Origin of the sequence: Haloarcula halobia (assembly GCF_029338255.1) — an archaeon.
Classification (GTDB): Archaea; Halobacteriota; Halobacteria; order Halobacteriales; family Haloarculaceae; genus Haloarcula; species Haloarcula halobia.
This window is the reverse complement of sequence record NZ_CP119787.1, coordinates 2,476,638-2,500,259: the sequence shown is the minus strand read 5'-3', so window position 1 is coordinate 2,500,259 and position 23,622 is coordinate 2,476,638. Positions and strand designations below refer to the sequence as shown.

At 67.1% G+C, this 23,622-nt stretch carries 25 protein-coding genes and 2 pseudogenes; 14 read left to right on the top strand and 13 right to left on the bottom strand.

The features are described from left to right. The 4 genes and pseudogenes from P1K88_RS18325 to P1K88_RS13325 form a co-directional block, all read right to left on the bottom strand. A pseudogene (locus P1K88_RS18325) lies at nt 1-228 on the bottom strand (DUF6684 family protein); the annotation flags it as partial. Between the two features lie 254 nt (nt 229-482). Further along, complete coding sequence (locus P1K88_RS13335) at nt 483-1,847, bottom strand: DUF7282 domain-containing protein (RefSeq protein WP_276410720.1); 1,365 nt, start codon at nt 1,845-1,847, stop codon at nt 483-485. Nucleotides 1,848-2,322: 475 nt separating this feature from the next. Then, nucleotides 2,323-2,892: a peroxidase-related enzyme gene (locus tag P1K88_RS13330; RefSeq protein ID WP_276410719.1), complete on the bottom strand. Its 570-nt coding sequence runs from the start codon at nt 2,890-2,892 to the stop codon at nt 2,323-2,325. A gap of 39 nt (nt 2,893-2,931) precedes the next feature. Then, a complete protein-coding gene (locus P1K88_RS13325; RefSeq protein ID WP_276410718.1) occupies nt 2,932-3,327 on the bottom strand; it encodes a DUF7541 family protein in 396 nt (131 codons plus the stop codon). 100 nt (nt 3,328-3,427) lie between these two features. Between P1K88_RS13325 and P1K88_RS13320 the strand changes: the two genes are divergently transcribed. After that, nucleotides 3,428-5,755 (top strand): DUF7527 domain-containing protein, encoded by a 2,328-nt coding sequence (locus tag P1K88_RS13320; protein ID WP_276410717.1) that lies wholly within the window; start codon nt 3,428-3,430, stop codon nt 5,753-5,755. 19 nt (nt 5,756-5,774) lie between these two features. Here the strand turns inward: P1K88_RS13320 and P1K88_RS13315 are convergent, their stop codons facing one another. Continuing rightward, nucleotides 5,775-6,080, bottom strand: coding sequence for a hypothetical protein (locus tag P1K88_RS13315; RefSeq protein WP_135304560.1), 306 nt, complete (start codon nt 6,078-6,080; stop codon nt 5,775-5,777). 196 nt (nt 6,081-6,276) lie between these two features. On the opposite strand from P1K88_RS13315, the gene P1K88_RS13310 reads away from it, so the two are divergent. From P1K88_RS13310 to P1K88_RS13300, 3 genes are all read left to right on the top strand, one after another. After that, a complete protein-coding gene (locus P1K88_RS13310) occupies nt 6,277-7,653 on the top strand; it encodes an adenylosuccinate synthase (protein WP_276410716.1) in 1,377 nt (458 codons plus the stop codon). 68 nt (nt 7,654-7,721) lie between these two features. After that, the gene (locus P1K88_RS13305; RefSeq protein WP_276410715.1) at nt 7,722-7,916 is read left to right on the top strand and encodes a methytransferase partner Trm112; all 195 of its coding nucleotides are present in this window, start codon (nt 7,722-7,724) and stop codon (nt 7,914-7,916) included. Between the two features lie 33 nt (nt 7,917-7,949). Then, nucleotides 7,950-8,513 (top strand): DUF7524 family protein, encoded by a 564-nt coding sequence (locus P1K88_RS13300; RefSeq protein ID WP_276410714.1) that lies wholly within the window; start codon nt 7,950-7,952, stop codon nt 8,511-8,513. A 3-nt stretch (nt 8,514-8,516) separates the two neighbouring features. Here P1K88_RS13300 and P1K88_RS13295 read toward each other — a convergent pair whose 3' ends face one another. Next, nucleotides 8,517-9,608 (bottom strand): DR2241 family protein, encoded by a 1,092-nt coding sequence (locus tag P1K88_RS13295; protein WP_276410713.1) that lies wholly within the window; start codon nt 9,606-9,608, stop codon nt 8,517-8,519. A gap of 51 nt (nt 9,609-9,659) precedes the next feature. Then, a complete protein-coding gene (locus P1K88_RS13290) occupies nt 9,660-10,541 on the bottom strand; it encodes a CbiX/SirB N-terminal domain-containing protein (protein WP_276410712.1) in 882 nt (293 codons plus the stop codon). An 83-nt stretch (nt 10,542-10,624) separates the two neighbouring features. On the opposite strand from P1K88_RS13290, the gene P1K88_RS13285 reads away from it, so the two are divergent. From P1K88_RS13285 to corA, 6 genes are all read left to right on the top strand, one after another. Continuing rightward, nucleotides 10,625-11,104, top strand: coding sequence for a DUF7523 family protein (locus P1K88_RS13285; RefSeq protein WP_276410711.1), 480 nt, complete (start codon nt 10,625-10,627; stop codon nt 11,102-11,104). Nucleotides 11,105-11,169: 65 nt separating this feature from the next. Continuing rightward, the gene (cysS, locus tag P1K88_RS13280) at nt 11,170-12,648 is read left to right on the top strand and encodes a cysteine--tRNA ligase (RefSeq protein WP_276410710.1); all 1,479 of its coding nucleotides are present in this window, start codon (nt 11,170-11,172) and stop codon (nt 12,646-12,648) included. Nucleotides 12,649-12,943: 295 nt separating this feature from the next. Beyond that, entirely contained in the window at nt 12,944-13,318 is a 375-nt protein-coding gene (locus tag P1K88_RS13275; protein ID WP_276410709.1) for a hypothetical protein, read from the top strand. A 616-nt stretch (nt 13,319-13,934) separates the two neighbouring features. After that, nucleotides 13,935-14,570, top strand: a complete 636-nt coding sequence (locus tag P1K88_RS13270) for a DUF6517 family protein (protein WP_276410708.1) — start codon at nt 13,935-13,937, stop codon at nt 14,568-14,570. 46 nt (nt 14,571-14,616) lie between these two features. Continuing rightward, a complete protein-coding gene (locus tag P1K88_RS13265; RefSeq protein ID WP_276277862.1) occupies nt 14,617-14,784 on the top strand; it encodes a hypothetical protein in 168 nt (55 codons plus the stop codon). After that, complete coding sequence (gene corA, locus P1K88_RS13260) at nt 14,781-15,758, top strand: magnesium/cobalt transporter CorA (RefSeq protein ID WP_276410707.1); 978 nt, start codon at nt 14,781-14,783, stop codon at nt 15,756-15,758. The genes P1K88_RS13265 and corA overlap by 4 nt, the downstream gene beginning before the upstream one ends. Here the strand turns inward: corA and P1K88_RS13255 are convergent. The 6 genes from P1K88_RS13255 to P1K88_RS13230 form a co-directional block, all read right to left on the bottom strand. After that, entirely contained in the window at nt 15,753-16,979 is a 1,227-nt protein-coding gene (locus P1K88_RS13255; RefSeq protein WP_276410706.1) for a tripartite tricarboxylate transporter permease, read from the bottom strand. The two genes, corA and P1K88_RS13255, sit on opposite strands and share 6 nt — an antisense overlap. Nucleotides 16,980-17,151: 172 nt before the next feature. Beyond that, nucleotides 17,152-17,493, bottom strand: coding sequence for a 50S ribosomal protein P1 (gene rpl12p, locus P1K88_RS13250; RefSeq protein WP_276410705.1), 342 nt, complete (start codon nt 17,491-17,493; stop codon nt 17,152-17,154). Nucleotides 17,494-17,519: 26 nt separating this feature from the next. Next, the gene (locus P1K88_RS13245) at nt 17,520-18,569 is read right to left on the bottom strand and encodes a 50S ribosomal protein L10 (protein ID WP_276410704.1); all 1,050 of its coding nucleotides are present in this window, start codon (nt 18,567-18,569) and stop codon (nt 17,520-17,522) included. Between the two features lies 1 nt (nt 18,570). Further along, nucleotides 18,571-19,209 (bottom strand): 50S ribosomal protein L1, encoded by a 639-nt coding sequence (locus P1K88_RS13240; protein WP_276410703.1) that lies wholly within the window; start codon nt 19,207-19,209, stop codon nt 18,571-18,573. 213 nt (nt 19,210-19,422) lie between these two features. Next, nucleotides 19,423-19,911: a 50S ribosomal protein L11 gene (locus P1K88_RS13235; protein WP_276410702.1), complete on the bottom strand. Its 489-nt coding sequence runs from the start codon at nt 19,909-19,911 to the stop codon at nt 19,423-19,425. A 93-nt stretch (nt 19,912-20,004) separates the two neighbouring features. Then, nucleotides 20,005-20,205 (bottom strand): VNG_1110C family protein, encoded by a 201-nt coding sequence (locus P1K88_RS13230; RefSeq protein ID WP_276410701.1) that lies wholly within the window; start codon nt 20,203-20,205, stop codon nt 20,005-20,007. Between the two features lie 131 nt (nt 20,206-20,336). Here P1K88_RS13230 and P1K88_RS13225 point away from each other — a divergent pair, with 131 nt between their 5' ends. The 4 genes and pseudogenes from P1K88_RS13225 to P1K88_RS18470 all read left to right on the top strand — a co-directional run. Next, nucleotides 20,337-21,449, top strand: coding sequence for an OBG GTPase family GTP-binding protein (locus P1K88_RS13225; RefSeq protein ID WP_276410700.1), 1,113 nt, complete (start codon nt 20,337-20,339; stop codon nt 21,447-21,449). Nucleotides 21,450-21,536: 87 nt separating this feature from the next. Continuing rightward, nucleotides 21,537-21,995: a TIGR04206 family protein gene (locus P1K88_RS13220; protein WP_276410699.1), complete on the top strand. Its 459-nt coding sequence runs from the start codon at nt 21,537-21,539 to the stop codon at nt 21,993-21,995. A 402-nt stretch (nt 21,996-22,397) separates the two neighbouring features. Continuing rightward, nucleotides 22,398-23,150: a VOC family protein gene (locus P1K88_RS13215; RefSeq protein WP_276410698.1), complete on the top strand. Its 753-nt coding sequence runs from the start codon at nt 22,398-22,400 to the stop codon at nt 23,148-23,150. 216 nt (nt 23,151-23,366) lie between these two features. Next, a pseudogene (locus tag P1K88_RS18470) lies at nt 23,367-23,558 on the top strand (surface glycoprotein); the annotation flags it as partial. Nucleotides 23,559-23,622: the final 64 nt, after the last annotated feature.

Sequence of the window (23,622 nt, the reverse complement as noted above, 5' to 3'; positions counted from 1 at the left end):
CGCTTCCTTCTCGGCGTTCTCGATGGCACGCCCGGCGTAGTAGGTCAGCACGCCAAGCAAGAAGAACATCGAGATCATCAGCGCGAACTGCATCCCAGAGAACACCGGGTCGACGCCGAACGCGGGCACGACGGCGAACGCGGCGATGAAAAAGAGGATGATACCCAGCGGGATGAAGTTGACAGTGAGGTCGAGCAGGGTGTCTTTCTCGAATCCGAACAGTGCCATGGATAAATCGGGGTTAGCACAGGGCGGTAAATAGACTGTTGGTTTCGCTCAGGTGGTCGTCGGTCGTCACCGCCGATCCGGCTCGCGGCACGTCTGACGACCCCGTGCTGGAACCACGACGGACGGGCCAGCACGTGGGGAGACGTCGCGAGGAAGAGCCGGGACGGAGACACAGACCGCCGGACCGACTGCCCAACTCGGTAGTGGTCGCTCGCCTTGCTCGCCCGCGACTCGAACAGGGTCTCGGCTATCCTCTACGCGTCGCCCTCAGTCGGTTCTTCGGTGGGTTCCTCAGTCGGTTCTTCGGTGGGTTCCTCAGTCGGTTCTTCGGTGGGTTCCTCAGTCGGTTCTTCGGTGGGTTCCTCAGTCGGTTCTTCGGTGGGTTCCTCAGTCGGTTCTTCGGTGGGTTCCTCAGTCGGTTCTTCGGTGGGTTCCTCAGTCGGTTCTTCGGTGGGTTCCTCAGTCGGTTCTTCGGTGGGTTCCTCAGTCGGTGGGCCCTCTCCAGGTGTCTCGACGGTGATGAGTGCCGACTGTCCGAAGTCACGGGTGAAGACGCTGTGGATGTACGTGCCCGGACTGACGTCGCTCGCGTCAGCCTGGAACTCGACCGTGGAATTGCTCTCAGCGTCGAGGGAGACGTCCCGTGCCTCGACGAGGCCACCCTGGAACCGGAACTCGACGGACTGTCTGCTGACGAACGCGTTGGGGTTGGTGATGGTCGCGGTCACCGTGAACTCGCTGCCAACTTCGACAGCCTCGGGGGCCGAGAGGTTCGACACCTCGAAGGACTGTACGTCGTCGACGACCTGGATCTGTGCTGGCGCGCCGTCGGACCGCGTGTACACGCCGTGGAAGTACGACCCGGTGTCGACTTCCGACGTATCGAGAGTGTACGAGACGGTCGTCGAGTTTTGGGCCGCGAGTTCGACCTCTTCGCGGACCACTACGGTGCCGTCGAACCTGAAGACGACTTCCTGCGTGTCTGCGACGTCGTTCGGGTTCGTTATCGTCGCACTGACGGTCACCGGGTCACCCTCTTCGACGGACGGCGGTGCCGAGAGGTTCGAGACGGTGTACGACTCACCCTCCGTGAGCTCCTCCGCTTCGACGGTGACGTTGGCCGCGTCAGTCACCGGCGAGCCGTCTTCTGTCACGTACGGACCGTCCGCCGCGCCGTCCGTCTCGACGAAGTCGTACGTTTCGTTGGCGTTCGTGTCCAGATGCGGCATCGCGATCAGCGTGTCGTCTTCGGTGAGTTCGCTTTGATCGAACTCTGCGCCCGGGACGTCGAACAGCGTGATTTCGACGTCCTCGTGCTCGCCGGGTTCGAGATACTCGCTCACTCCGATGACGCTCCCGGCTACGTTGCCCTCCAGCAGGCTACTATCGTGTATCGCGACGAACCCGCCCTCGGAGACGTTGACCGAGTCGACGGTGACTGTCGTCCCGGCCGTCGTCTGGTCGGAGAACGAGACCGTCGCGGCGCCGACGTTCCCAGCGTTCCCGGCGTTCCCGGCCTGTTGCAGCGACGCGCCGGCAAAGCCGATCGCGATTGAAGATGATACGAGCATCAACAGCACCAGCGAGAGTGCTGTGACTTTTCTGGTATGTGTGTGCATCCTTCGCAATCGAAGTGTTACGATGTCTAATAACGTGACAACCTTTCATCCGGCAGTGTGATAGTTCGATTGAATTACCAACGATAATACATAGTTACCTCGCTGGACGCCACGTCGACCTGCCGATCGAAGGGTGCTGATATCAAGAGATGGATACAAACGGGAGAGATGAATCGCTCCGTTCGAACCAGGGACAGTCGCCAGGCGACAGTCGACGACCGGGGACTGGGGGCTCATGCCACACCAACTCTGGTCGGTACTCCGAGATTACTCGAGCCTGCTGAGTATCGAGGCGGGCGTTCCTATTCTATCTACTAGAATAATACCGCCACGAGCTGTACGGGTCGGTGGGGCGTGGAATACCTGCTGGTTTGCTTCCCGTGATGGGAAAAAGTATTATAGAATTGATAGTGTATCGAGCCCGGTATCTCGGTCTTACCCGTAGATATGTGTCCGCTACCCGTTCGGCGAATAATTACTCTCTACCAAGCGTGTAAAATTCCTCGTTCGGACGCATGTCCGCGAGGTGGGCCATCCGGTTCGAGAGGTTGAAAAACGAGGCGACGGCGCCGACGTCCCAGACCGCTTCCCGGGAGAAGCCGAGGTCTTCGAGGGTTTCGATGTCGTCCTCGCACACGCGCGCGGGTGCTTCGGTCAGCTTCACCGCGAAGTCGAGCATCGCCCGGTGGGCCTCGCCGACGTCCGCGGTCCGGTGGTTCGTCGCCAGTTGCTCGGCCAGCAGGGGGGCGTCGGCGTAGATACGGGCCAGCGCGCCGTGGGCGACGACACAGTAGAGGCAGTCGTTGACGCCGCTTACGGCCGCGATTATCATCTCGATCTCCGCGCGTTCGAGCGCGCTGTCCTCGACCAGCGCGTCGTAGTAGGCGAAGAAGGCGCGGAACTGCGACGGCCGGTAGGACAGCGCCGAGAAGACGTTCGGGGTGAAGCCGGCCTCCTCGGTCTCTCGTTCGATGCGTTCGCGCACGTCGGCAGGCAGGTCCGCCTCGTCGGGGACGGGGAACCGGGTCATCGCTGGTTCGGTCATACCCGACAGACGGTCGCCCGGACCGTCAGCGTGTCGGCGTCAGACCGCAGACTGCTCTAAGAGCGACCCGACGCTGCCCATCGCGGCCATCACGACGCCGGCGACGACGACGGCGACCATCCGCGAGAGCAGGCCGTTGTCGCCGATGTTCGCGACGTAGAACTCGCTCGCGGGGATCTGCCAGAGGGCGATGGCAGCGGCGACGAGCGCGAGCACCGCACCCACCGCCACGAGCGTCGGCCACGGGCGGGTGGCGTAGCCCGACTCGGTGAGGATGCCGGCGACGCTGCCACCGAAGAGGATGAGGCCGAAGACGGCCACCGGAAACAGGCCGACGAAGACGCCCACCTCCGACAGCGCGAGGCCGAGTGCGATGAACACCGGCCACGGGCTGGCGGTCCGATACTGGTCGCTCAACCCCGGTTGCTCTTCCATACCCCCTCGTTACGGGTCGGGCGACATATGCCCATCGGACTCGCTGTTCTGGCCGGTCTGGGCACAAACTATTTGTCTTCCATGGGGCTTCCATGAGGTAATGACCACACGTACAGACGAACGGGTCGGCGACTGGGAACCGGTCCCGTTCGCGGGCGGGTACGAGGGCCTCCAGGAACTCGCCGCGGACGAATTCTCGGGTGCCGTCCGTGCCGGCCCGACGCGACTGTTCATGCTGAACGGGACGGTCGTCGGAGTCCTCGACGGCGACATCGAGGACTTCGAGGACGCCGACGGCACCGCCCGCGAGGCTCCACACGAGGCACTCCCCCTGCTCGCGGTGATGCAGGACCGCGCCGACGAGGTGCGGGCGAAGTACTACACCGAAGAGACCGCCATCGAGGAGGTCGACCGGACGCTCGCTGACGGGAAGTTCACCGGCTTCGTCGAGCTCTCCGAGAACGTTCTCTCGGGCGACTACTACGTCGTCTACCACCAGGGCCGTTCGATGAGCGTCGCCTGGGTCGGGTCGGCAGAGCGGTTGCTCACCGACGACGAGGCCTTCGACCAGGCTAACGGTGAGGTGGGCATCTACGAGGTCAAGCCCGTCGACATCACGCCAGTAGAGATCCCCGAACCCGAGGGGGCCACGGAGGAAGCCGAGAACTCGGGTGCAGTCGCCGTCGAGGAGGCCCCGGACTCGCCGTCCGAGGTGGCCGACGACGGAGACGACGCGACGGCCGCCGACGCGTCCGGGGGTGCAGTGGCGGACGCGCCGCCGGCGGGTGGCGGGAGCGACGGGGACGCCGAGTCCGAGTCGAGGGAGGACGTCAGTGCCCGGTCGAGCAGTGGCCCGCCGGGGTCGAAGGCCGCCGGGTCGAGTCAGGGGGCGTCGGTCCGCTCCGGCGGCGAGGCCGACGACCCAGCCGCCGAGGCGTCGACTGACACGACAGAGCAGGCGACGTCGGCGGACGCGGCGGCGTCGAACACGGAGCCGACACAGTCACGGTCGGACCCCCGGCAACAGTCCGATACGACCGACTCGGGCGTCGAACGGTACGACCCGACGCCGAAGACCGAGCCGACGAGCGAACGACCGGCGTCGAGCGGCGAGTCGCCCCCGACGCCCGACGGGGAGCCAACGGACGGGGCCGTCCAGACCGGGCCGGTGAGTCAACAGCGAGACGAGAGCCTGGCGAACGCCGAGCGCGGCGCCGACACGAGCGGCGACAGCGGCGGTGCGACCACGGCGGCGGACCTCGAGACGCGCTCGATTCCGTCCGTGGACCCCGAGCGGTCGGCCTCGTCCGACCAGTCGGCCGCGAGTGCGTCCGAGAGCGACCCCGGGGCCGACGCCGGCCCGCGGCGTGACCGACCCCGGGCGGGGACAGCCGAGTCGCCACAGACGCGCCGGCAACCGACGCAGTCCTCGAGTCCGGCGACGCGGCCGACCCCGACGAACTCGAACGAGAGCGACGACGGCGATCCGAGCAAGGTCGAGTCCCTCGAGTCGGAGCTGGCAGAGCGCGAGAACGAGATCTCACGTCTGGAGGCGGAGGTCGAATCGCTGGAGTCGACGGCGGATGACCTTCGAGCCGAACGTGACCGCCTCCAGTCCGACCTGGAGGAGGCACGCGCCGAGATCGAGCGCCTGGAGCGCCAGCTCGAGGAGGCAGGGGGTGCGGTCACCGATTCCGGGACCGCCCTCACCCCCGGCGACGCCATCAGCAAGACCAACCTGTTCGTCCGGTACCACTCGAAGGGCGAGGCCACGCTGGCGAAGGCTCACGACGGCGAGGTCGGGCGCGAGGCGGTCGAGGAGAACCTGCGCCTCGAGTACCACACCCAGTTCGAGGCCGAGGAGGCGTCCGTCGACGGCGAGCCCTTCGAGGCGTTCCTCCACGGGACGATGCAGTACCGCTTCGTCGACTGGCTCATCCGCCACCTGCTCTACGAGATCGCCAACACCGGCCACGCCAGCGGGATGCAGGACCTCTTCGACGCCATCCCCCGAATCGACCGCGCGGAACTCAACGGCCAGGTGTCGGTGACCTACGTCGAGAACGGCGAGGAACACCGCTCACAGGAGCGTTTCGACGTGGTCGTCCGCGACCGGATGGGCAACCCGCTCGTCGTCGCGAACATGAACGACTCGCGTTCCCCCGCCACCGAAGAGCAGATGACGACGCTCGTCCGCGACGGCGAGCGCGTTGGCAACGCCTCCGAGACGCTCGCGGCGGCGTTCCTGGTCACCAGCAGCTTCTTCGAACCGGGTGCCCTGGAGACCGCCGAGGAGGCGACCTCGAGCGGACTGTTCAGCCGGGACAAACGCGACAGTTACGTGAACCTCTCGCGCAAGGACGGGTACCACCTCTGTCTGCTCGAAGCGAGAAACCAGGAGTTCCACCTGGCGGTACCCGAACTGTAGCGAGACGAAAACAGTCGTCCTAGCCTTCTATCTCGGCGGCATCTTCGATCTTCATGCCCTCGAGCTTCTCGATGATCTCGTCGATCTTCTCGTCTAAGTCGTCGACGAACTCGCCGGTCTGCTCGGTGGTGATTGCTCCCTGGCTGGAGGGCTCGATGAGGTTCTCCTCCTCGAGCACGCGCAGCGAGTAGCGAACCTTGTGGTGGGGATATCCAGTCTCGTTGGACATCTTCACGATACCGATAGGCTCGTTCTCAATCACCATGCGGAGCACCTGGAGGTGTCGCTCCAGCATGTCTACTTCCTTCTCAAGCCTGTCTATCATGGCAATTGTTAACTTGTGTTTGCGGGGTTTAAAAGTTACCCTCATCTACCCGCCTTTGCCGGTTGTTTCGTACGGACAGCGGTGTCATAAAGCCATCGCAACAGTTCACATGGGAAGGGCTGACAGCCGGCGACGGCCAGCGAACCGGACGTTCGGACCGTAATCTGTTTATCACGGTGGCCGGAATGGTCGTGCGATGACCGTAACCATCGTCGGCTCACAGCTCGGCGACGAGGGGAAGGGCGGTATCGTCGACCTGTACGGCGACGACGCGGACGTCGTGGCCCGCTACCAGGGCGGCGACAACGCCGGCCACACCGTCGTCCACGAGGGCGAGGAGTACAAACTCTCGCTCGTGCCGAGCGGAGCCATCCGCGGCAAGGTCGGCGTGCTCGGCAACGGGTGCGTCGTCAACCCGCGGACGCTGTTCGACGAGATAGACACGTTGCAGCAACGTGGCCTCGATCCCGACGTCCGCGTCGCGGAGCGCGCCCACGTCATCCTCCCGTACCACCGTGTCCTCGACGGCATCGAGGAGGAGGTAAAGAGCGAGGACGACCAGGAGGTCGGGACCACCGGTCGGGGTATCGGCCCGACCTACGAGGACAAGGCCGGCCGCCGGGGCGTCCGCATCGGGGACCTGCTCGAGCCGGACGTCCTCCGGGAGCGACTCGAGTACGCCGTCCCGCAGAAGCGCGCGCTGGTCGAGGAGGTCTACGGCGTCGATATCGCGGATCTAGAGGAGCCCCAGGCCTTCGACGTCGACGCGCTCTTCGAGGAGTTCCGCGAGTACGGCCGCCGCTTCGAGGCCAACGGGATGACCGTCAACGCCGGCGAGTTTCTCTCCGACGCGATGGTCGACGGCCAGAACGTGATGATCGAGGGCGCCCAGGGGACCATCATCGACATCGACCACGGGAACTACCCCTTCGTCACCTCCTCGAACCCCACCGCCGGCGGCGCGGCCGTCGGCACCGGTCTGAGTCCGGGGGTCGTCGGCAGTGGCGACGTCGTCGGTATCGTGAAGGCCTACCTCACCCGCGTCGGAAGCGGACCGCTGCCGACCGAACTGGGCGGCGTCGTCGGCGACACGCCGGGTTACGAGGGCGACGAGGAGGGCCCCGACGAGGACCTGGCCCGCTACATCCGCGAGGAGGGCGGCGAGTACGGCACCGTCACCGGACGACCCCGACGGGTCGGCTGGCTCGACATGCCGATGTTGCGCCACGCGACCCGCGTCTCCGGGTTCGACGGCCTCGCGATCAATCACCTGGACGTGCTCGGCGGTCTGGCGGAAGTGCAGGTCGGCCACTCCTACACCCTCGACGGGGAGGAACTGACGACGATGCCCGCTACCACCGAGCAGTGGGCACGCTGCGAGGCAACGCTCCGGACCTTCGAGGGCTGGGACGACGTGGACTGGGGTGCGGTGGCCGACGAGGGCTACGACGCGCTCCCCGAGAACGCCCGCACCTACGTCGAGTACATCGAAGACCAGCTCGACACGCCGGCCTACGCCATCGGCGTCGGGCCCGGCCGGGGCGAGACTATCGTCCGCGAACACCCGTTCTAGACGGCGCTCTCGCACCCGACTTTCTGGAGAGCGGCAGACTTTTGCGCCCGCCAGCCCACCTCCGACGTATGAAAGAGGACCTGATGGACATCATCTGCTGCCCGCTGGACAAACACGACCTCGAACTCACCGTCGAGGAACGTGCGGACGAGGAGATACTCACCGGCGAACTCGTCTGTACCGAGTGTGGCGAGGCGTTCCCCATCGAGGACGGCATCCCCAACCTCCTCCCGCCGGACATGCGCGACGAGGCCCCCGCCTGAACCTTTTTTACCTGTCCCGCCGGAATCGACTATGTGACAGACGCCCTGCCCGTGCACGTCAACCGTCAGGAGCTCCACGGACTGGAGGTTCCGACGGCCTTCGAGGCCGACGGGAGCTTCGACGTCCGCGTCGTCAACCACGGCGAGGCGCTCCACGTGCACCTGCACATCGACGACGACCTGTCGGCGGCGGCGACGCTGGAGGCGTCGAACCACTACGTCAGCGGCGAGTCCGAGCGGCGGGTCCGTATCGAGGTCGACGAGGACGCGTCCTTCCCGGTCCGGGGCTCGCTCAAGGTGGTCACGGGATACGGGGCCCAGACGCGCTACGTCGACGTCGAGGTTCACGAACCCGCGGCCGGGGAGGAGTCGGTGCTGGTAGACGAATCGCTCTCGAAACCACAGCCACGGCCCGAGCGGGGGTCGGGCTCGCTGCTCCCGGAGAACCAGTCGGTCCCCGTCCTCGCGCTCGGCGGGATCGCGCTCGCCTTCGCCGTCGTCGCGGTCACCGTCCTCGACAACGTCGGCTTGCTGCTGGGCTCGCTGGCCGTCGTCGCGGCCGCGCTCGTCGCGCTGTACGTCCGCAGTTCCGAATAGGGGTCACTCCCCGTCGTCACGGTCCGTCGGGACGCCGCCGAGGTTGCCGTCCTCGTCGAACTGCTTCGCCCGGAGGAAGCGTGCCCGATAGCGGTTCGCGTCCTCGTAGACGTCGGCCTCGCGGATGTCGCCGGCCCGCCCGTCGGCCACGGCCTCGATGATGCCCTCGACCTGTTCTTTCTCGCTGGGCGTCAGCTCGAACTCGTAGGTCCGGGTGTCCTCGCTCTCGAGTTTCGTCCACTGTCTGGCGGCCGCGATGACCACCGAACACGGTTCGCGACACGGGAAGCGGCCGTCGCCACCGTCGACGTCGAGGTCGGTCTCCCCGTCGTAGTGCCACTCGCGGCGCTTCAGACACTGCGAGTCGTCACAGCAGGCCTCGGCGACCCAGTTTACGTGTTCGTACCCCTCACCCCGATCCCAGGTCTTGACGACGCCGTAGATGCCGGTCTGGCGCTCGACGGTCTCGTGCCAGTGGGTGATATCGAGGTCGCCCTCGCGCTCGCGGTGCCAGTTGGCGACCGACGCCGGATAGAACGTCTCGACCGTCTCGACGAGGTCGGCCGCCGCGAGGTCGGCAAAGCGCCACCCGGTCCGGAGCGTCGGGGCCGACTTCAGCGGGCGGTACCGCCCCCGTCGGTCGTGTTTCGCGAGGTCGCGGGCCGCCCGCGGGTCCTCGTGGGCAGTCAGGGCGGCGGCGTCCGCCCGCGCATCGTCAGCGTGACGGACGTGGTAGCGCCGCTCGCCCTCGTCGTCGACAGTCGCGGTGACCCGAAGCTGGCCCCACTCGCTGACCACGCCGTCCCCCAGGTCGTCCAGGCGGGACTCCAGGGCCGTCTCGTCGGCGTCCTCGAGCCACCGGAGGAACGCCCAGCGGTCGGCCTTCTGTGGCGCGACGGCGTGCCAGAAGTACCAGTTGCTGACGTACGCCGAGTCGGCGGCCACGTCCCGCAGGTCGCCCTCGCTCAGCGCGCCGTGGGTCTCCTCGGGCGTCTCGAACGCGTAGCGGTCCCCCTCGCGGTCGACGCGGAGGTCGTCGAAGGCGATGCCGTCCGGAGCGGTCGCCACCAGCGCGTCCACATGGTCGCCGTGCATACCGGGAGACAGGGCTCCCGCGAAAAAAACGAGTCGGTCTCCGACCGGCGGTCAGTCGCCCGCGGTCGGGTTGGCGCCGCTGGTCCGCTCGCGGACCTGTTCGATGGCTGCGTCGACGTCGGCCCCGGCGTCGGCGGCCCGTTCGAGGACGACGTCGGCCATCAGCGGTTCGGTCCCGACCGCGCCGGCGTACCATATGGCGTGGCCGTCGACGTCCGTGGGGACGTCGTAGCCGAGGCGGTAGTCGTCGGTCAGGCCCATGTCCTCGGGGATGTCCTCCTGGGTGTGGAACCCGTCTGCGATAAAGAGCGGGACGACGACGATGTCGTCGCTCTCGAAGTACTCCGTGACGTCGTCTACCTCGGGGTCCTCGTCCATAAACAGCGCCTGCACCTCGTCGAAGCGGCCCCGGTCGCGGATGCGGCCGGCGTGGTACTCGATGGCCTTCGCGGAGTTCTCGTTGCGCTCGGTGCCGTGGCCGACCACCGCCAGGCCGAAGCCCTCGCCGACGTCGGGGTCGCCGGTGACCGACTCGGCACGCTGGACGATGACGTCGCTCATCGCGTCGTGGGTGCCCGCCGGGCCACAGTAATGGACGGTCTGGCCGGTATCCTCGGCCGTGAGCGTCGCGTGTGTGGCGCTCGTCCCGTCGGAGCGCCACAGGTCCGGGTCCCAGCCCTCGAGGCGGAACTCCCGGGGGATGACCTGCTCGGTGAAGTACCCCTCCGAGACAAAGAGCGGCACGAGATACACCTCGTCGGCGTCGACGGTCCGCAACGCCTCGCGGAACGACGGTTCCTCCTTCCAGAACGACTCCCGGACCTCCTCGAACGCGCCGGTCGCGCGGATGGTGTCCGCGTGGGTGTAGGTCGGCGTGCTCGACTCGGCGTTCAGGTGCGAGCCGTGGGCGGCGATGACGAGCGCTGGGGTCATACCTCTGGATTAGGACGAACCGTTCATAGGGGCTTCGCCCGCGAGTCACGCGGGTTTTTGTCCCCTCCAGCGTCAGGTCCGGTATGTCACTCGCGAGCGAGACGCGCGACGCCGTCCGGGCGCGCCCCTTCCTCTACGACGCGCTCCGGGCGGACGTCGTCAACTACACCGCCGCCGCCAGGGCGCTGGACGTCGACGGTGAGGTAGACGCCGTCGCGACGGCGTTGCGCCGGTTCGCCGAGGAGCTGCCAGAGTACGGGCCGCCCGCGGCCGAGGCGCGCGTGTCGATGGAGACCGGCCTGGGGCCCGTGGACGCGGAGGCGACGGACCCGTTGCTGGTCGTCGGCGACGCTCGATTCGGGCGCGACGCGGGGTCACTGACGGCCGTCGTCGCCACCGGCGACCTCTCCGGGGCGGCGCTGGCCGACGTGCTCGGCCGGTTCGGAACCGCTGACGTCGACGTCGAGGCCGCCGCGGTCGGCGGCGAGACGCTCGTCGTCGTCGTCGAACGTCGCGACGGACCGGACGCGCTCCGTCTCGTCGAGGCCGCGGTCGGCCGGTAGCCCCGGCAGCGACCGCGCGCAGGCATCCGACGACTTAAAGCGGGCGCGGACAGACCCTCCTGCCAATGACGCTGCGCGTGACGAACACGCTGACCGGCGAGAAAGAGCCCTTCGAGCCGCGCGACCCCGACTCGGTGCTGCTGTACTACTGCGGGCTGACGACGTCGGACCCGCCCCCCCTGGGCCACGCCCGCGGGTGGGTCCACGTCGACGTGATGTGTCGCTGGCTCGAGCACCTGGGCTACGACGTCCGCCACGTCGAGAACTTCACCGACGTCAACGAGAAGATCGTCGCCCGCGTCGGCGAGGACGGCGACAGCGAAGCCGACGTCGCCCGTCACTACGTCCAGCAGGTCATCGAGGACATGCGCTCGCTGAACCTCCAGCGCGCGGAGGTCTACCCCCGGGTCTCCGAGCACGTCCCCGAGATAATCTCGCTCGTCGAGCGCCTCGTCGAGTCGGGCCACGCCTACGAGGCCAACGGCTCGGTGTACTTCGACGTTCGCAGCTTCGAGGACTACGGCAAACTGTCGAACCAGACCGTCGAAGACATCGAGTCACAGGGTGCGGCCGCCGAGTCGGAGAAGCACCACCCGGCGGACTTCGCGCTCTGGAAGGCCGGCGGCGTCCGACCCGAGGACGTCGAGGAACACCAGCATCCCGAGGCCGCGCCGGCCGCGGCGGCCTGCGAGACGGCCCAGACGTGGGACTCGCCGTGGGGCGAGGGCCGACCCGGCTGGCACATCGAGTGCTCGGCGATGTCGATGACCCACTTGGACGAGTCCATCGACGTCCACGTCGGCGGCCAGGACCTCGTCTTCCCCCACCACGAGAACGAGGTGGCACAGAGCGAGGCCGCGACCGGCGAGCAGTTCGCCACGTACTGGCTCCACGTCCGCTTACTGGAGACGAAAGGCGAGAAGATGTCCTCCTCGCTGGGCAACTACTTCACCGTCTGCGACGCCGTCGCGGAGTTCGGCCCCGACGTCCTCCGGACCTTCCTGCTCTCGACGGCCTACAGTTCCAGCGCCGTCTACAGCGAGGCGACCATTGCCGAGGCACGGGAGCGCTGGGACCGCCTCCAGCGGGGCTACGAGCGCGCCGTCGCGGCCTGCGACGACGTCGACGCCTACGCTACCGTCGCCGACGAGACGCTCCGCGAGGCCGTCGACGCGGCCCGGGCGGACTTCGAGGCGGCGATGAACGACGACTTCAACACCCGCGAGGCGACGACGGCCCTCCTGGACGTGACGGCGGCGGTCAACACCCACGTGGATGCACACGAAGCATTCGATTACCGGGGCCTCCGGCGCGCCGTCGAGACCTTCGAGGACCTGGGTGGTGGCATCCTCGGCCTCTCGTTCGGTGAACAGACGGACGGCGACGTGACCATCGCCGGCGACCTCGTCGAACTCGTTCTCGAGGTCCGCGAGCAGGAGCGGGAGGCCGGGAACTACGAGCGCGCCGACGAGCTGCGCGACGAGCTCGAGGCACTCGGCGTCGAGGTGCAGGACACCGACGACGGCCCGACCTACCGGCTCTGAGGTATCGGCACCCCTCCGGTCGTCTCTCCGTTGGGTCTGGTGGTACTGGGGTCGTTGCAGCGACGTCACGACACTGTCAGAGCCGGCTCGCTGCGATGTGGAGCCGACGACTGCTATCACCCGTCAGCACGAGTATATATACTCGATCGGCGTACCTACTGTCGTTATGAAATGCTTACCAAGTAGCTCTCAATCCGTCCGACTACTGATTGCGACGGTCGTCGTCGTCTCGGTCGCGTCGTTCGGAGTCGCCCCAGCCCTCGCCCAATCTGACCAGCCAGCGTGGGCCGACGAGATGTTCGGGAGCTTCGAGGGATTCGTCTCGACGTACAACGAGAACGTCGACGCGAGTGACCTCGGCATCGCCGCCGACCAGCTGAAAAACGAGCGCGTGAATCTAATCGTCACCGATGCAGATGGCACGCAAGGCACTGCGTCGTTCCGAATGAACGCGCAACTCCAGATTCAGGAACTCGAACAGGGAACTCGTGACGACGCGACGCTGAAGATGACGACCGACCGGGCGACCATCGACAGGATCCTCGAATCGAACACCCCCACGACCGCGTTCCAGAACGCTCTCATGGACGGTGACATCCGAATCGACGGCATCGGGGTCATCAACTCACTGAAATGGGCCGTGATCAACGTGCTGGCGAGCCTGTTCTGATAGCTTTCCGGTCGATATCTTCACCGACGTACGCGGCCCCGTAACGCCTGTGACTCCGATTCAAGTGGGGTCCGGGCGCCCTCTCGATTCTGTCATCGGAACGTGCTGGTCCCGTCAGTGGCGAGCCGGTTACACCCAGGTTCGAAGACGGGATGCGGGGCTGGGAAGCCGTGGCGGGTGACGAGTGACACGACGAGCTCACGGCGCTCGGTGTCTAGGTACCGGGCGCGCACGATGACACCGCCCTCTGGCTGTAAGCAACGACTTCCGCCGCGCCGACACCCGCCCTCCCGTGGCCCGGGTCGTGACAGGTAGTGTATACCAATACCGTACCTGCACGTCAGTGGAACGTACGATGAACCTGTTCCACGCAAACTCGCGGCCGGTCCGCATCCTTCTGGCACTCGGACTGCTGCTCGTCGTGGCCTCGCTGTCCTCGACCGGTGTGACCATCTGACCCGGGTGGGCCCGTAGCCGAGTGACTGTCGCCGACACCCGCAATCGAGCGCAGCAACCGCTCTGGGACGGGCCCCCTCGCTGACTGGTTCTGCCCGAGCCGGGCCGACGGTCCGACACGTGTTGTTTTTTTACACCACGGGGCATCTGTTGGGACACCATGCGAACCGGACTCCTCACCGCGCTCGTCGCTCTCCTCGTCGTCTCCTCCGGATGCGTCGGCCTGATCACCGGCGAGACCGTCGCCTTCGAGGCCGAACCCGCGGCGGTCGACGCCGCCGCCCTCGAGACGACCGGCTACGACGAGGCCCGCGCCGAGGCCCAGACCGTGACCCGGAACGTCTCCGTCGTCGGACAACAGCGGACCGTCCGCATCACGAACCACGTCGCCGAGTACAACCGCTCGGTCGACCTTGGACCGCTGGGCGAAGTCGAGTTCGCCCGCCTGGTCCTCCTCTCGACGCCGGGGGCGACGGTCGCCGGCCAGTCGCTGAACCCGCTCGCGAGCCAGTCCAACCGCCGCCTCGTCGAGCGACTCGTCCAGCGCTCCGGGCGCATCAGCGACGTCGAGAGCCAGGGCAACCGGACCGTCCAGATCCTCGGTGAGGACCGCACGGTCAGCGAGTTCACCGGCACCTCCGAGGTCCAGGGCCAGGAGATAGACGTCCGCCTGCACGTCTCCAGTTTCGAACACGAGGGTGACGTGGTCGTCGCCATCGCCGTCCACCCCGAGCGCATCGACGAGCGAGACCGGGTCGACACGCTCCTGGGCGCCATCCAGCACCCCACTTCCTGACGCCACCGGGGCGTACCGTTTTCTGCCCGGCCGGCGAGTGGCCGGTATGCACACGGCAGCAATCGCCGGGGCGCTGCTCACCGCCGTCGGCCTCGGGGGCTACGCCGTCGGCGTCCTCGTGCCGTACTCGGGCCGGGCGTTCTCGCTGACGGCGCTGATGCTCGGGCTGACGCTTCTGACCGTCGGCCGTGCCCAGGGGGGAACCGAACCGTGATTTCGGCCGTGGTCTACGCCGACGAGGAGGCGGTGGCCTACGACGACCTCTCGGCGGCCCGTCGCGCCCCGGGGACGACCTGGGTGCACGCCACGTCGGTCACCGAGGCGGAAGTCGACGCGATTCGGGACGCGTTCGACCTCCACCCGCTGCCCATCGACGACGTCCGGAACCACGCTCGGGCCAAGACCGAGGAGTTCAGCGACTACACGTTCGTCCTGCTGAAAGTCGCGGCGCTCTCGCCGGGCGAGACGACCTTCGAGAAGGAGGTCCAGACGACGCCGGTCGGTATCTTCGTCGGCGACGACTGGGTGGTCACCGTCTCGCCGGGCGCGGCGCGACCGGTCCAGCGCGTCCTCGACGCCGTCTCGCGCGGGGACGAGCGCCTGCTCCACCGCGGCGCCGACTTCACCGCCTACCGGGTGCTGGACGTCATCGTCGACGGCTACTTCGACCTCCTGGACGAGATCGAGACCGACATCGAGGAGATCGAGGAGGAGGTCACCGTCTCGACGGACCGGGAGACCCTCGAGAAGATAAACGACGTCCGACGGGACCTGCTCTCGTTTCGCAAGCAGGCCTGGCCGGCCCGCGAGGCCGTAGGTGTCCTCGCCCGCGGCGATCCCGCCCAGGTCGCCCCCGAGACCGAGAAGTACTTCCGGGACGTCTACGACCACCTGGTCCAGGTCGTCGACCTGACCGAGACCTACCGCGACCTGGTGGCGGGCGCCCGCGACATCTACCTGAACACCCTCTCGCAGTCGACCAACGAGGTGATGAAGGTGCTGACCGTCGTCGCGACGATATTCATCCCGCTGACGTTCGTCGCTGGCGTCTACGGGATGAACTTCGCGGACAGCCCCTACAACATGCCCGAGCTCACGTGGACCTTCGGCTACCCGGCGACGATGCTGGGGATGGCGCTCATCGTGGCCGTCATGCTCGCTCACTTCCGCCGGCGGGGCTACCTATAGGGTCAGCGGGACGAGCAACACCCCCATCAGCGTCGCTCGGCGCGTCCGGAAGTGCGGCGGGACGTGCCCGACGAGCGTCGCCGCGCCGAACGCACCGACGCCGACGGCGCCGGCAAAGACCCACGAGAGGACGCCCAGGGCCGCGAGGACCGCCAGCGAGAGGCGCGTCGGGTTCAGTCGGCCGACGGTCCGGAGGTACCGGTCGCCGAGCACCGGTACCAGTACCGCGCCGGCGACGGCGGCGAGTGCCACCGCGGTCAGCAGCGGGGGGAGCGCGAGCGGGACGCCGGCCCGTTCCATGGCGACGAGGACGCCGGTGCGCGGTTCGCCGAGCGCGACGAGCGCAAACAGCGCGAACACCGCCGTCGCCGTGTTCACGCCGCTGGTCGTGACCACGAACGCACGCGGGCCGCCGTCCGCGGTCAGCCCGAGCGCCAGGGTCGCCGCCACGGCACTTGAGACGCCCGGCAGGTAGCCGACGACCGCGCCACACAGCGTCCCGACGACGACGAGGCCGGCGACTCTCCGCCGCGGCGTCGTCACCGTCGCGTCGGCCTGTGCGGGGGCGCCCTCGCCGTCGATGGCCGCGAGCAACACCGGCGCGCCGAACAGTCCCGCGAACAGCGCCACGAGGACGTCCGCGACGGGCAGGAGCGACGTCACCTCGGCGTCGAGGACGAGTAGTCCCAGGCCCCCGCTGGCCGCGAGCGAACAGCAGGCCCCGACCATCGCTCTGGCGTCGCGCTCGGTGGCGACGAGCAGCGCCGCCACGCCGCCGAGGACCAGCGAGCGATGGGCCTCGACCAGCGGGTAGAGTTCGACCATCCCGGCCGTGACCGGCAGCGCGAGCGGCGCCGCCAGCACGACGGCGCCGGCGCTCCCCACGGCCGAGAGCCGTAGCGCTTCCCGGCCCCGGCCCTCGACGACGAGCCGGTGACCCGGCAGCGCGCCGGCGGCCATCGCGGGGTCCGGGACGCCAAGCGCCAGGGCGGGGACGACATCGAGGAACGTGTGGACGACGCCGGCCGAGAGCATCGCCGCCCCGACGTAGCGGCGCGGACCCGGGACGGTGCCGGCGGTAGCGGCGAGCAGGAGCGCGAACGTGTTCGCGTGGAGGCCCGGGACGAGGCCGCTGACCGTGCCGAGGCAGACGCCCCCGGCCACCGCCGCCAGCAGCGTCGCCGTCGCGACGGGGTCGCCCGAGAGTCTGACCGGGAGCATAGATGCCCCTGGTCCCGTCCCGGTACTTGAACCTCAGCACCGGTCGGTGGCGTCCGTATCCCCGCGCGCTGGTCCGGTGGCTTCGCGAGGGCAGCACTCGCCCGGGCGCTCGCGGGACGCGTCGCTGTGCGGGTCGGCACCGAAGAAAAGTTCGCTGGTTGCCGTCGGCTGATTAGCCGAAGAGCTCGCCGAGGCCCTCGCCGCCTGCGTCGTCGTCTTCGTCGTCGTCTTCGTCGTCGGCCTCTTCCTCGTCGGCCTCGTCGTCGGCCTCGTCGTCGGCCTCGTCGGCGCTCTCCTCGTCGGCCTCCGCGGCCCCACCGCTCGCGGCGACAGGTGCAGCGGCGGCCTGCTCGACGGCCTCGTCGATGTCGACGTCCTCCAGCGCGGCGACGAGCGCCTTGACGCGGGACTCCTCGACGTCGACGCCGGCGGCCTCGAGCACGCCGGTGAGGTTGTCTTCGTTGATCTCTTCGCCCGATTCGTTCAGGATGAGTGCAGCGTAAACGTATTCCATTGTTCTGTGATGTGGTGTGTGGGTGGTTAGAACATCGCTCCGAGCGCGTCGCCAGCGTCGTCATCGTCGTCATCGTCGTCCTCGGCCTCCTCGGCCTCGGCCTCGACGTCGTCGCCGGCGTCCTCGTCTGCGGTGTCCTCGTCGTCTTCGTCAGCCGATTCCGCAGGTGCCGCGGCGACCTCCACGTCCTGGAGCTCGTCGGGCAGCGCCTCCGTGTCCTCGATCTGGGCCGCGAGCGCGCGCAGCTGCGCGTCGGCCTTGCTCACGAGGTCGGGGACGACCTCGGGGTCCTCGATGGCGGCCTGGAGTGCGAGGCTCTTTGCCTCGCCGCTTGCCGTCTGGAGCATCGTCGGGACCGTCTGGGCCGTCGGGTACTCGGCGTTGACCGAGAGGTTGAAGGCCCGGCTGGCCGCGGCCGAGATGTCGGCCGCGTATTCGTCGACGTCCAGCTCGAGTTCCTCGGGTTCGAACAGCACGCCGTCCGCGAAGACGCCGCGGAGGTCGAGCCCGACCTCCTTCGGTTCGATGCCGAGCTCGCTGAGGACGTTCGAGAGCCCCTGGGAGACCGCCTCGCCCGCGTCGAGCACGGTCGAGTCCGAGAGGACCTGGATTGAGCCGTCCTGGATGCGCGCGTCCGCCCCGACGCTCTGGAGCTCCCCGACGAACGGTCCGGGGTCGACGCCGGTGTCGCCCTCGGGAATCACGATGTCGTTCGGGGCGATCTCGCCGGCGCTGATGGGAGCCGGCGTCTTCGAGGCCTCGAGCTCCTGGAACAGCGAGAACGGGTTGCTGTCCGTTCCGATGAGGCCGACCTGGCCCTCGACGAACTGCGTGAGGTCCTCCGCGCCGTCGTCGACTTCCTCGAGGGCCCGCCGGAGCAGCGTGTTCCGCGAGACGCGGAGTTCCGCGGTGCCGTGCAGGTCGCGGCGCATGTCCTGGAGCTGGCGGGACGGGATGCCCGCGATGTTGACGACGCCGACGCTCTCGTAGGACTCGATGGTCTCGACGAGGGCGTCGACCTCCTCCTGTTTCCACTGCGGGATGGTCTCTGTCTTGCGTTCGCCTTCGGCGCTCATGTCAGGCCACCTCCACGGCGGGCCCCATCGTCGTCTTGATGTAGACGGTGTCGATGTTGAGCGGCCCCTTCTCTAGGTCGGCGTGCAGGCGGCGGAGGATGACGTCGATGTTGTCGGCGATGTCCTCGGCGGACATGTCCTCGGCACCCACGCGGGTGTGGAAGGTTCGACGTTCACCGCTGCGCAGCTGCACGGTGTTTTTCATTCGGTTGATGACCTCGACGACGTCGTCGTCGGGGTCGAGCGGTTCCGGCATCTTGCCGCGCGGACCGAGGACGGTCCCGAGGTAGCGACCGATGTCCTGCATCATGTCCGTCTCGGCGATGAAGAAGTCGGTCTCGTTTGCGAGGTCCTTGGCGGCGTCGTCGTCGCCCCCGAGCTCCTCGAGTTCGTCCTGGCTGAGTACGTCGTCTGCGACCTCCTCGGCACGGAGGGCTGTCTCGCCCTCGGCGAAGACCACGATGGCGGTCTCCTGACCGGTGCCGGCAGGGAGGACGACGGACTCGTCGACGCGGTTCGACGGGTCGTTGAGATCTAAGTCGCGCAGGTTGACTGCGAGGTCGACCGTCTCGCGGAAGTTCCGCTCAGGTGCGTCCTCGAGTGCGCGAGAGACTGCATTCTCTATTTCCTGGTCTGCCATTGTTCACCTCCGTAGTGCGCCAAACGGCTGCTACGGGTCAGTGAAACAGGCGGTTGCCTGTCTCGTCCGTGTGGAGGCCGATGCGACACTTAAAAGCGTCGAACCACCGCGCAGACGGTGTGTGACAGTCACATACCGGCGCGGGTACGGGGACGGACACACCGCTTTCGGGCGAGCGAACAGGGAAATCGCACTCCGAGAGTCGGGTCGGCGTTACGCGTTGGCCGCTTGGCCGAAGACGTCGTCGTACTCGCCGCCGTCGATGCGCTCCTTGAACTCCCGGGGGTCGTTGCCCTCGATGGTCACGCCCAGGGAGGCACAGGTGCCGACGACCTCCTTCGCGGCGTTCTTGAGGTCGTAGGCCAGCAGGTCGGGGTGTTTCTGCTCTGCGATCTGGATGACTTGGTCGACGCTGAGGTCCGCGACGAAGTTCTCCTGGGGTTCGCCGCTGCCGGTCTCGAAGCCGGCCTCGTCCTTGATGAGCTCGGCCGTCGGCGGGACGCCCACCTCGATGGAGAACGACCCGTCGTCGTCGTACTCGACGGTGACGGGGACTTCGGTGCCGTCGAACGCTGCGGTCTGGTCGTTGATCTCCTGGACGACTGCCTGCACGTCCACGGGAGTCGGGCCCAGTTCGGGACCGAGCGGCGGGCCAGGGTTGGCCTGGCCGCCGGGAACGAGCACTTCGATAGTTCCAGCCATGTCTCAGCCATCCCGTTCGGCGGTTTAAAGGATTGCGTTTCACCGACGCCCCCGTGAGTGCGACACACGGCCGGACCGGCCGACCTGCGGCCGTTAGGCGAAGGTCACGCCGTTCATCGCGAGGAACTCGCCGGCCGCCTTGATCTCGACCGGCGACCCGATGATGCGGACGTGGTCGTCCTCCCGACGGACCGTGACGGTGAACCGCGCTTCCAGTTCCTCGCGGATGCCGTCGAGCGCACCGGCTGGCAGGCGGATCTGCGTGCTGTCGCGGAAGCGCTCGACGTCTGCCATGATCGAACCTGACGGTTGGCCGCCTAAAGGCGTGTCGACTTACACGTGGCTGGCAAGAATTACCGACTGACGACGGGCCGGTCGGCGAGGGAAGAAAGCCTTATCCAGCGCGCGCGGCGGAGGTACACGTAATGGGGCTCGAAGAGGAGATACAGGAACTCGAGGAGGAAATCGCGAGTACGCCCTACAACAAGTCCACCGAGGCCCACATCGGCCGGCTGAAGTCGAAACTCGCCGAGAAGAAAGAGAAACTCGAGCAACAGCAGTCCTCCTCGGGCGGTGGCGGCGGCTACGGCGTCGAGAAACACGGCGACGCCACCGTCGCCCTCGTCGGGTTCCCCAGCGTCGGCAAGTCGACGCTGCTGAACGCCCTGACCAACGCCGAGTCCGAGACGGGTGCCTACGAGTTCACCACGCTCGACGTCTACCCGGGGATGCTCAAGCACAAGGGCGCCAACATCCAGATTCTCGACGTCCCCGGCCTCATCGAGGGTGCCGCCGGCGGCCGCGGCGGCGGCAAGGAGGTCCTCTCGGTCGTCCGGACCGCCGACCTCATCGTGTTCATGGTGTCGGTGTTCGAGATCGACCAGTACGACCGCCTGAGCGAGGAACTGTACAAGAACAAGATCCGCCTCGACACCGACCCCCCACGCGTGTCCGTGCGAAAGAAAGCCAAGGACGGCCTGAGCATCAACAGCTCCGTCGACCTCGACCTGGACGAGGAGACGATCAAGGCCGTCCTGCGCGAACACGGCTACGTCAACGCCGACGTCACCATCGGCGAGCAGATGGACTTAGACCGCCTCATCGACGGCGTGATGGACAACCGGGTGTACCTCCCCTCCATCGTCGTCGTCAACAAGGCCGACCTCATCGAGGAGAACTACCTCCCGACGGTGAAAGGCGAACTCCGGGACCGGGACATCGACCCCGAGGAGGCCATCTTCATCAGTGCCGAGAAGGAGAAAGGGCTGGAGGGCCTGACCGAGCGCATCTGGGAGGAACTGGGGCTCATCCGCATCTACATGGACAAACCCGGCCGCGGCGTCGACTACGAGGAACCGCTCATCCTCCGCGAGGGCGACACCGTGGACGACGCCTGTGAGAAGCTGGGGGGCAGCTTCGACGAGCGCTTCCGCTTCGCCCGCGTCACCGGGCCGAGTGCCAAACACGACGAGCAACAGGTCGGGCGCGGCCACGAACTGGCCGACGAGGACGTCCTGCGTATCGTCGCCCGGCGGTAAGCTGCGACCGAGTATTCTCCTCCGCATGCACGGGCGGCCCCGCGTGGGAATGCGTGGACTCTTTGCGCCGACTCCCTACCCACGCGTATGGAGCACGGCCCACGCCGCCGCCTTCTCGCCGTCGCCGTCGCCGGCTTCGTCCCCTGGACGGTGCTGCTTATCGGCGACGAACTCACGCTGGTGTTCTCCTTTGGCCTGTTCAACACCAACCCCCCGATGGTGGTCTCGGTGTACGACTTCTTCTTTCGCTTCACCGACGGCCTCCCCCGATTCATCGAGGCCTGGGGGACCGGCGTCCTCCTGTATCTCATCGCCCTGGGGAGCGCCGTCGCCGGCGTCGTCTGGCGCGAGGACGTGCGCCTGACCGCCTTCGCGCTCGCCGCGGCCGGCCTCTCACAGATTACGGTCGTTCTCGGGTTCAACCGCCGCGTCGGCTACGTCGGGTTCCCGCTGGGAACGGTCGTCATGCTGGCCGTCGTCTGGTGGTTCTACTGGCCGACGGTGCGTGAGACTGGGGTCTTCGGTGTCGGGTCGGACGCTGAGTGAGCTGGTGGACCGGCTGAGTTTCGAAGAGTCGTCCGTCTCTCTGCTGGCAGGGTCCAGACAGTTTCGAACAGCCAGAAAGCCCCCGCTCGCTCCGGTCGAGGGGCTCGCTGCGGTCCTCGGCCGCAGGCCTGCGGTCCTTACGTCGCCCGTCTTCCCGGAGCGAGCGGCCCCTTTCAGTCCCACCCCGTGGACTTTCCACCCGGGCGGGACTGAAAGGGGCCGACCTATCGACGAACCCCGGCGACGCAAGCACCGCAGTGAGTGAAACGAACGAGGAGCGCAGCGAGCCGCGGGAGTCGATAGGTCGGGGGCTTTCTGGCTCTCGGTACTCCCGTCCCCAGACCCACTGTGTGTCTCTCCTAGGACGGTAACCTTTTCGCGCACCCGTCCCACGGCACGCATATGCTGACGCTCGACCACACGATGATGCGCGTCGAAGACCTGGACGCGTCGCTCGACTGGTACCAGAACTACCTCGACTACGAGGAGAAGGGCCGCTGGGAGGCCGACACGTTCACCAACGTCTTCCTCGGCCCCGAGGACATGCACGACGAGGGCGCGATGCTCGAACTGACCTACAACCACGACGGGCGCTCCTACGAGATGGGCGACGCGTGGGGCCACATCGCCGTCCGGTGTGCGGACGTCTACGACGCCTACGAGGAACTGATGGACGCCGGCGTCGAGGACTATCGGGACCCGGACTCCTGCGGTGGCTCGTACGCGTTCGTCAAGGATCCCGACGGCCACGAGGTCGAGATCGTCGAGCGCGACCACGGCGCGACGTGGTCCCTCGACCACACGATGCTGCGCGTCGAGGACGCCGACGAGGCCATCGGCTGGTACGCCCGCAAACTCGACTACGAGCTGTTCCGTCGCTCCGAGCACGACTCGTTCGCGCTGTACTTCCTGAAGCCCCGCGAGGCCGCCGACGAGGCGATGTCCGTCGAGCTGACCTACAACTACGACGGTCGGTCCTACGAGCTGGGCGACGCCTGGGGCCACCTCGCGGTCAGCACCGACGACCTCCACGAGACGTGGGAGACGCTGCTGGAGCGGGACGCCCAGGACTACCGCGACCCCGCGAGCTGCGACGACCGCTACGCCTTTACCAAGGACGCCGACGGGCACGAGGTCGAGATCGTCACGAACTGACCGGGCGGCTTTTCGTTCATTTATAACACGTCTGCTCCACGTCAGACGGTCGCATGACACGTACCTGAAACGAACTGTAACGGTCCGAAACGTCCACGAGATTCTCTCTCGGGGCCGTTGACAGGCTTGGTGCTGTGTGTCATCCCGCATGGCTGACCACAAAACATTTATAATACCCACCATAGGTTTAGAGCGTACCCCTACCCATGGTGCTAGATGCGAGTACACTGGTTCGGTCTACGCGTGGTCGCGGCGACTGCGCTCTGGCTACGTGGAAAGCAGCTGGCGCCGCCCGATAGCAATCAACAAACTATGACAGATACAAACGAAAAACTCAGAAGCCTGTTCCTGACAGCGCTGATGGTCTTCTCGGTGTTCGCCGGGACCATTGCGTTCTCGGGAGGGGCTGCTGCCGCCGCTAACGTCGGCATTACTCAGGCGACTGAGTATACTGCCAATAGCGGGGGTAACG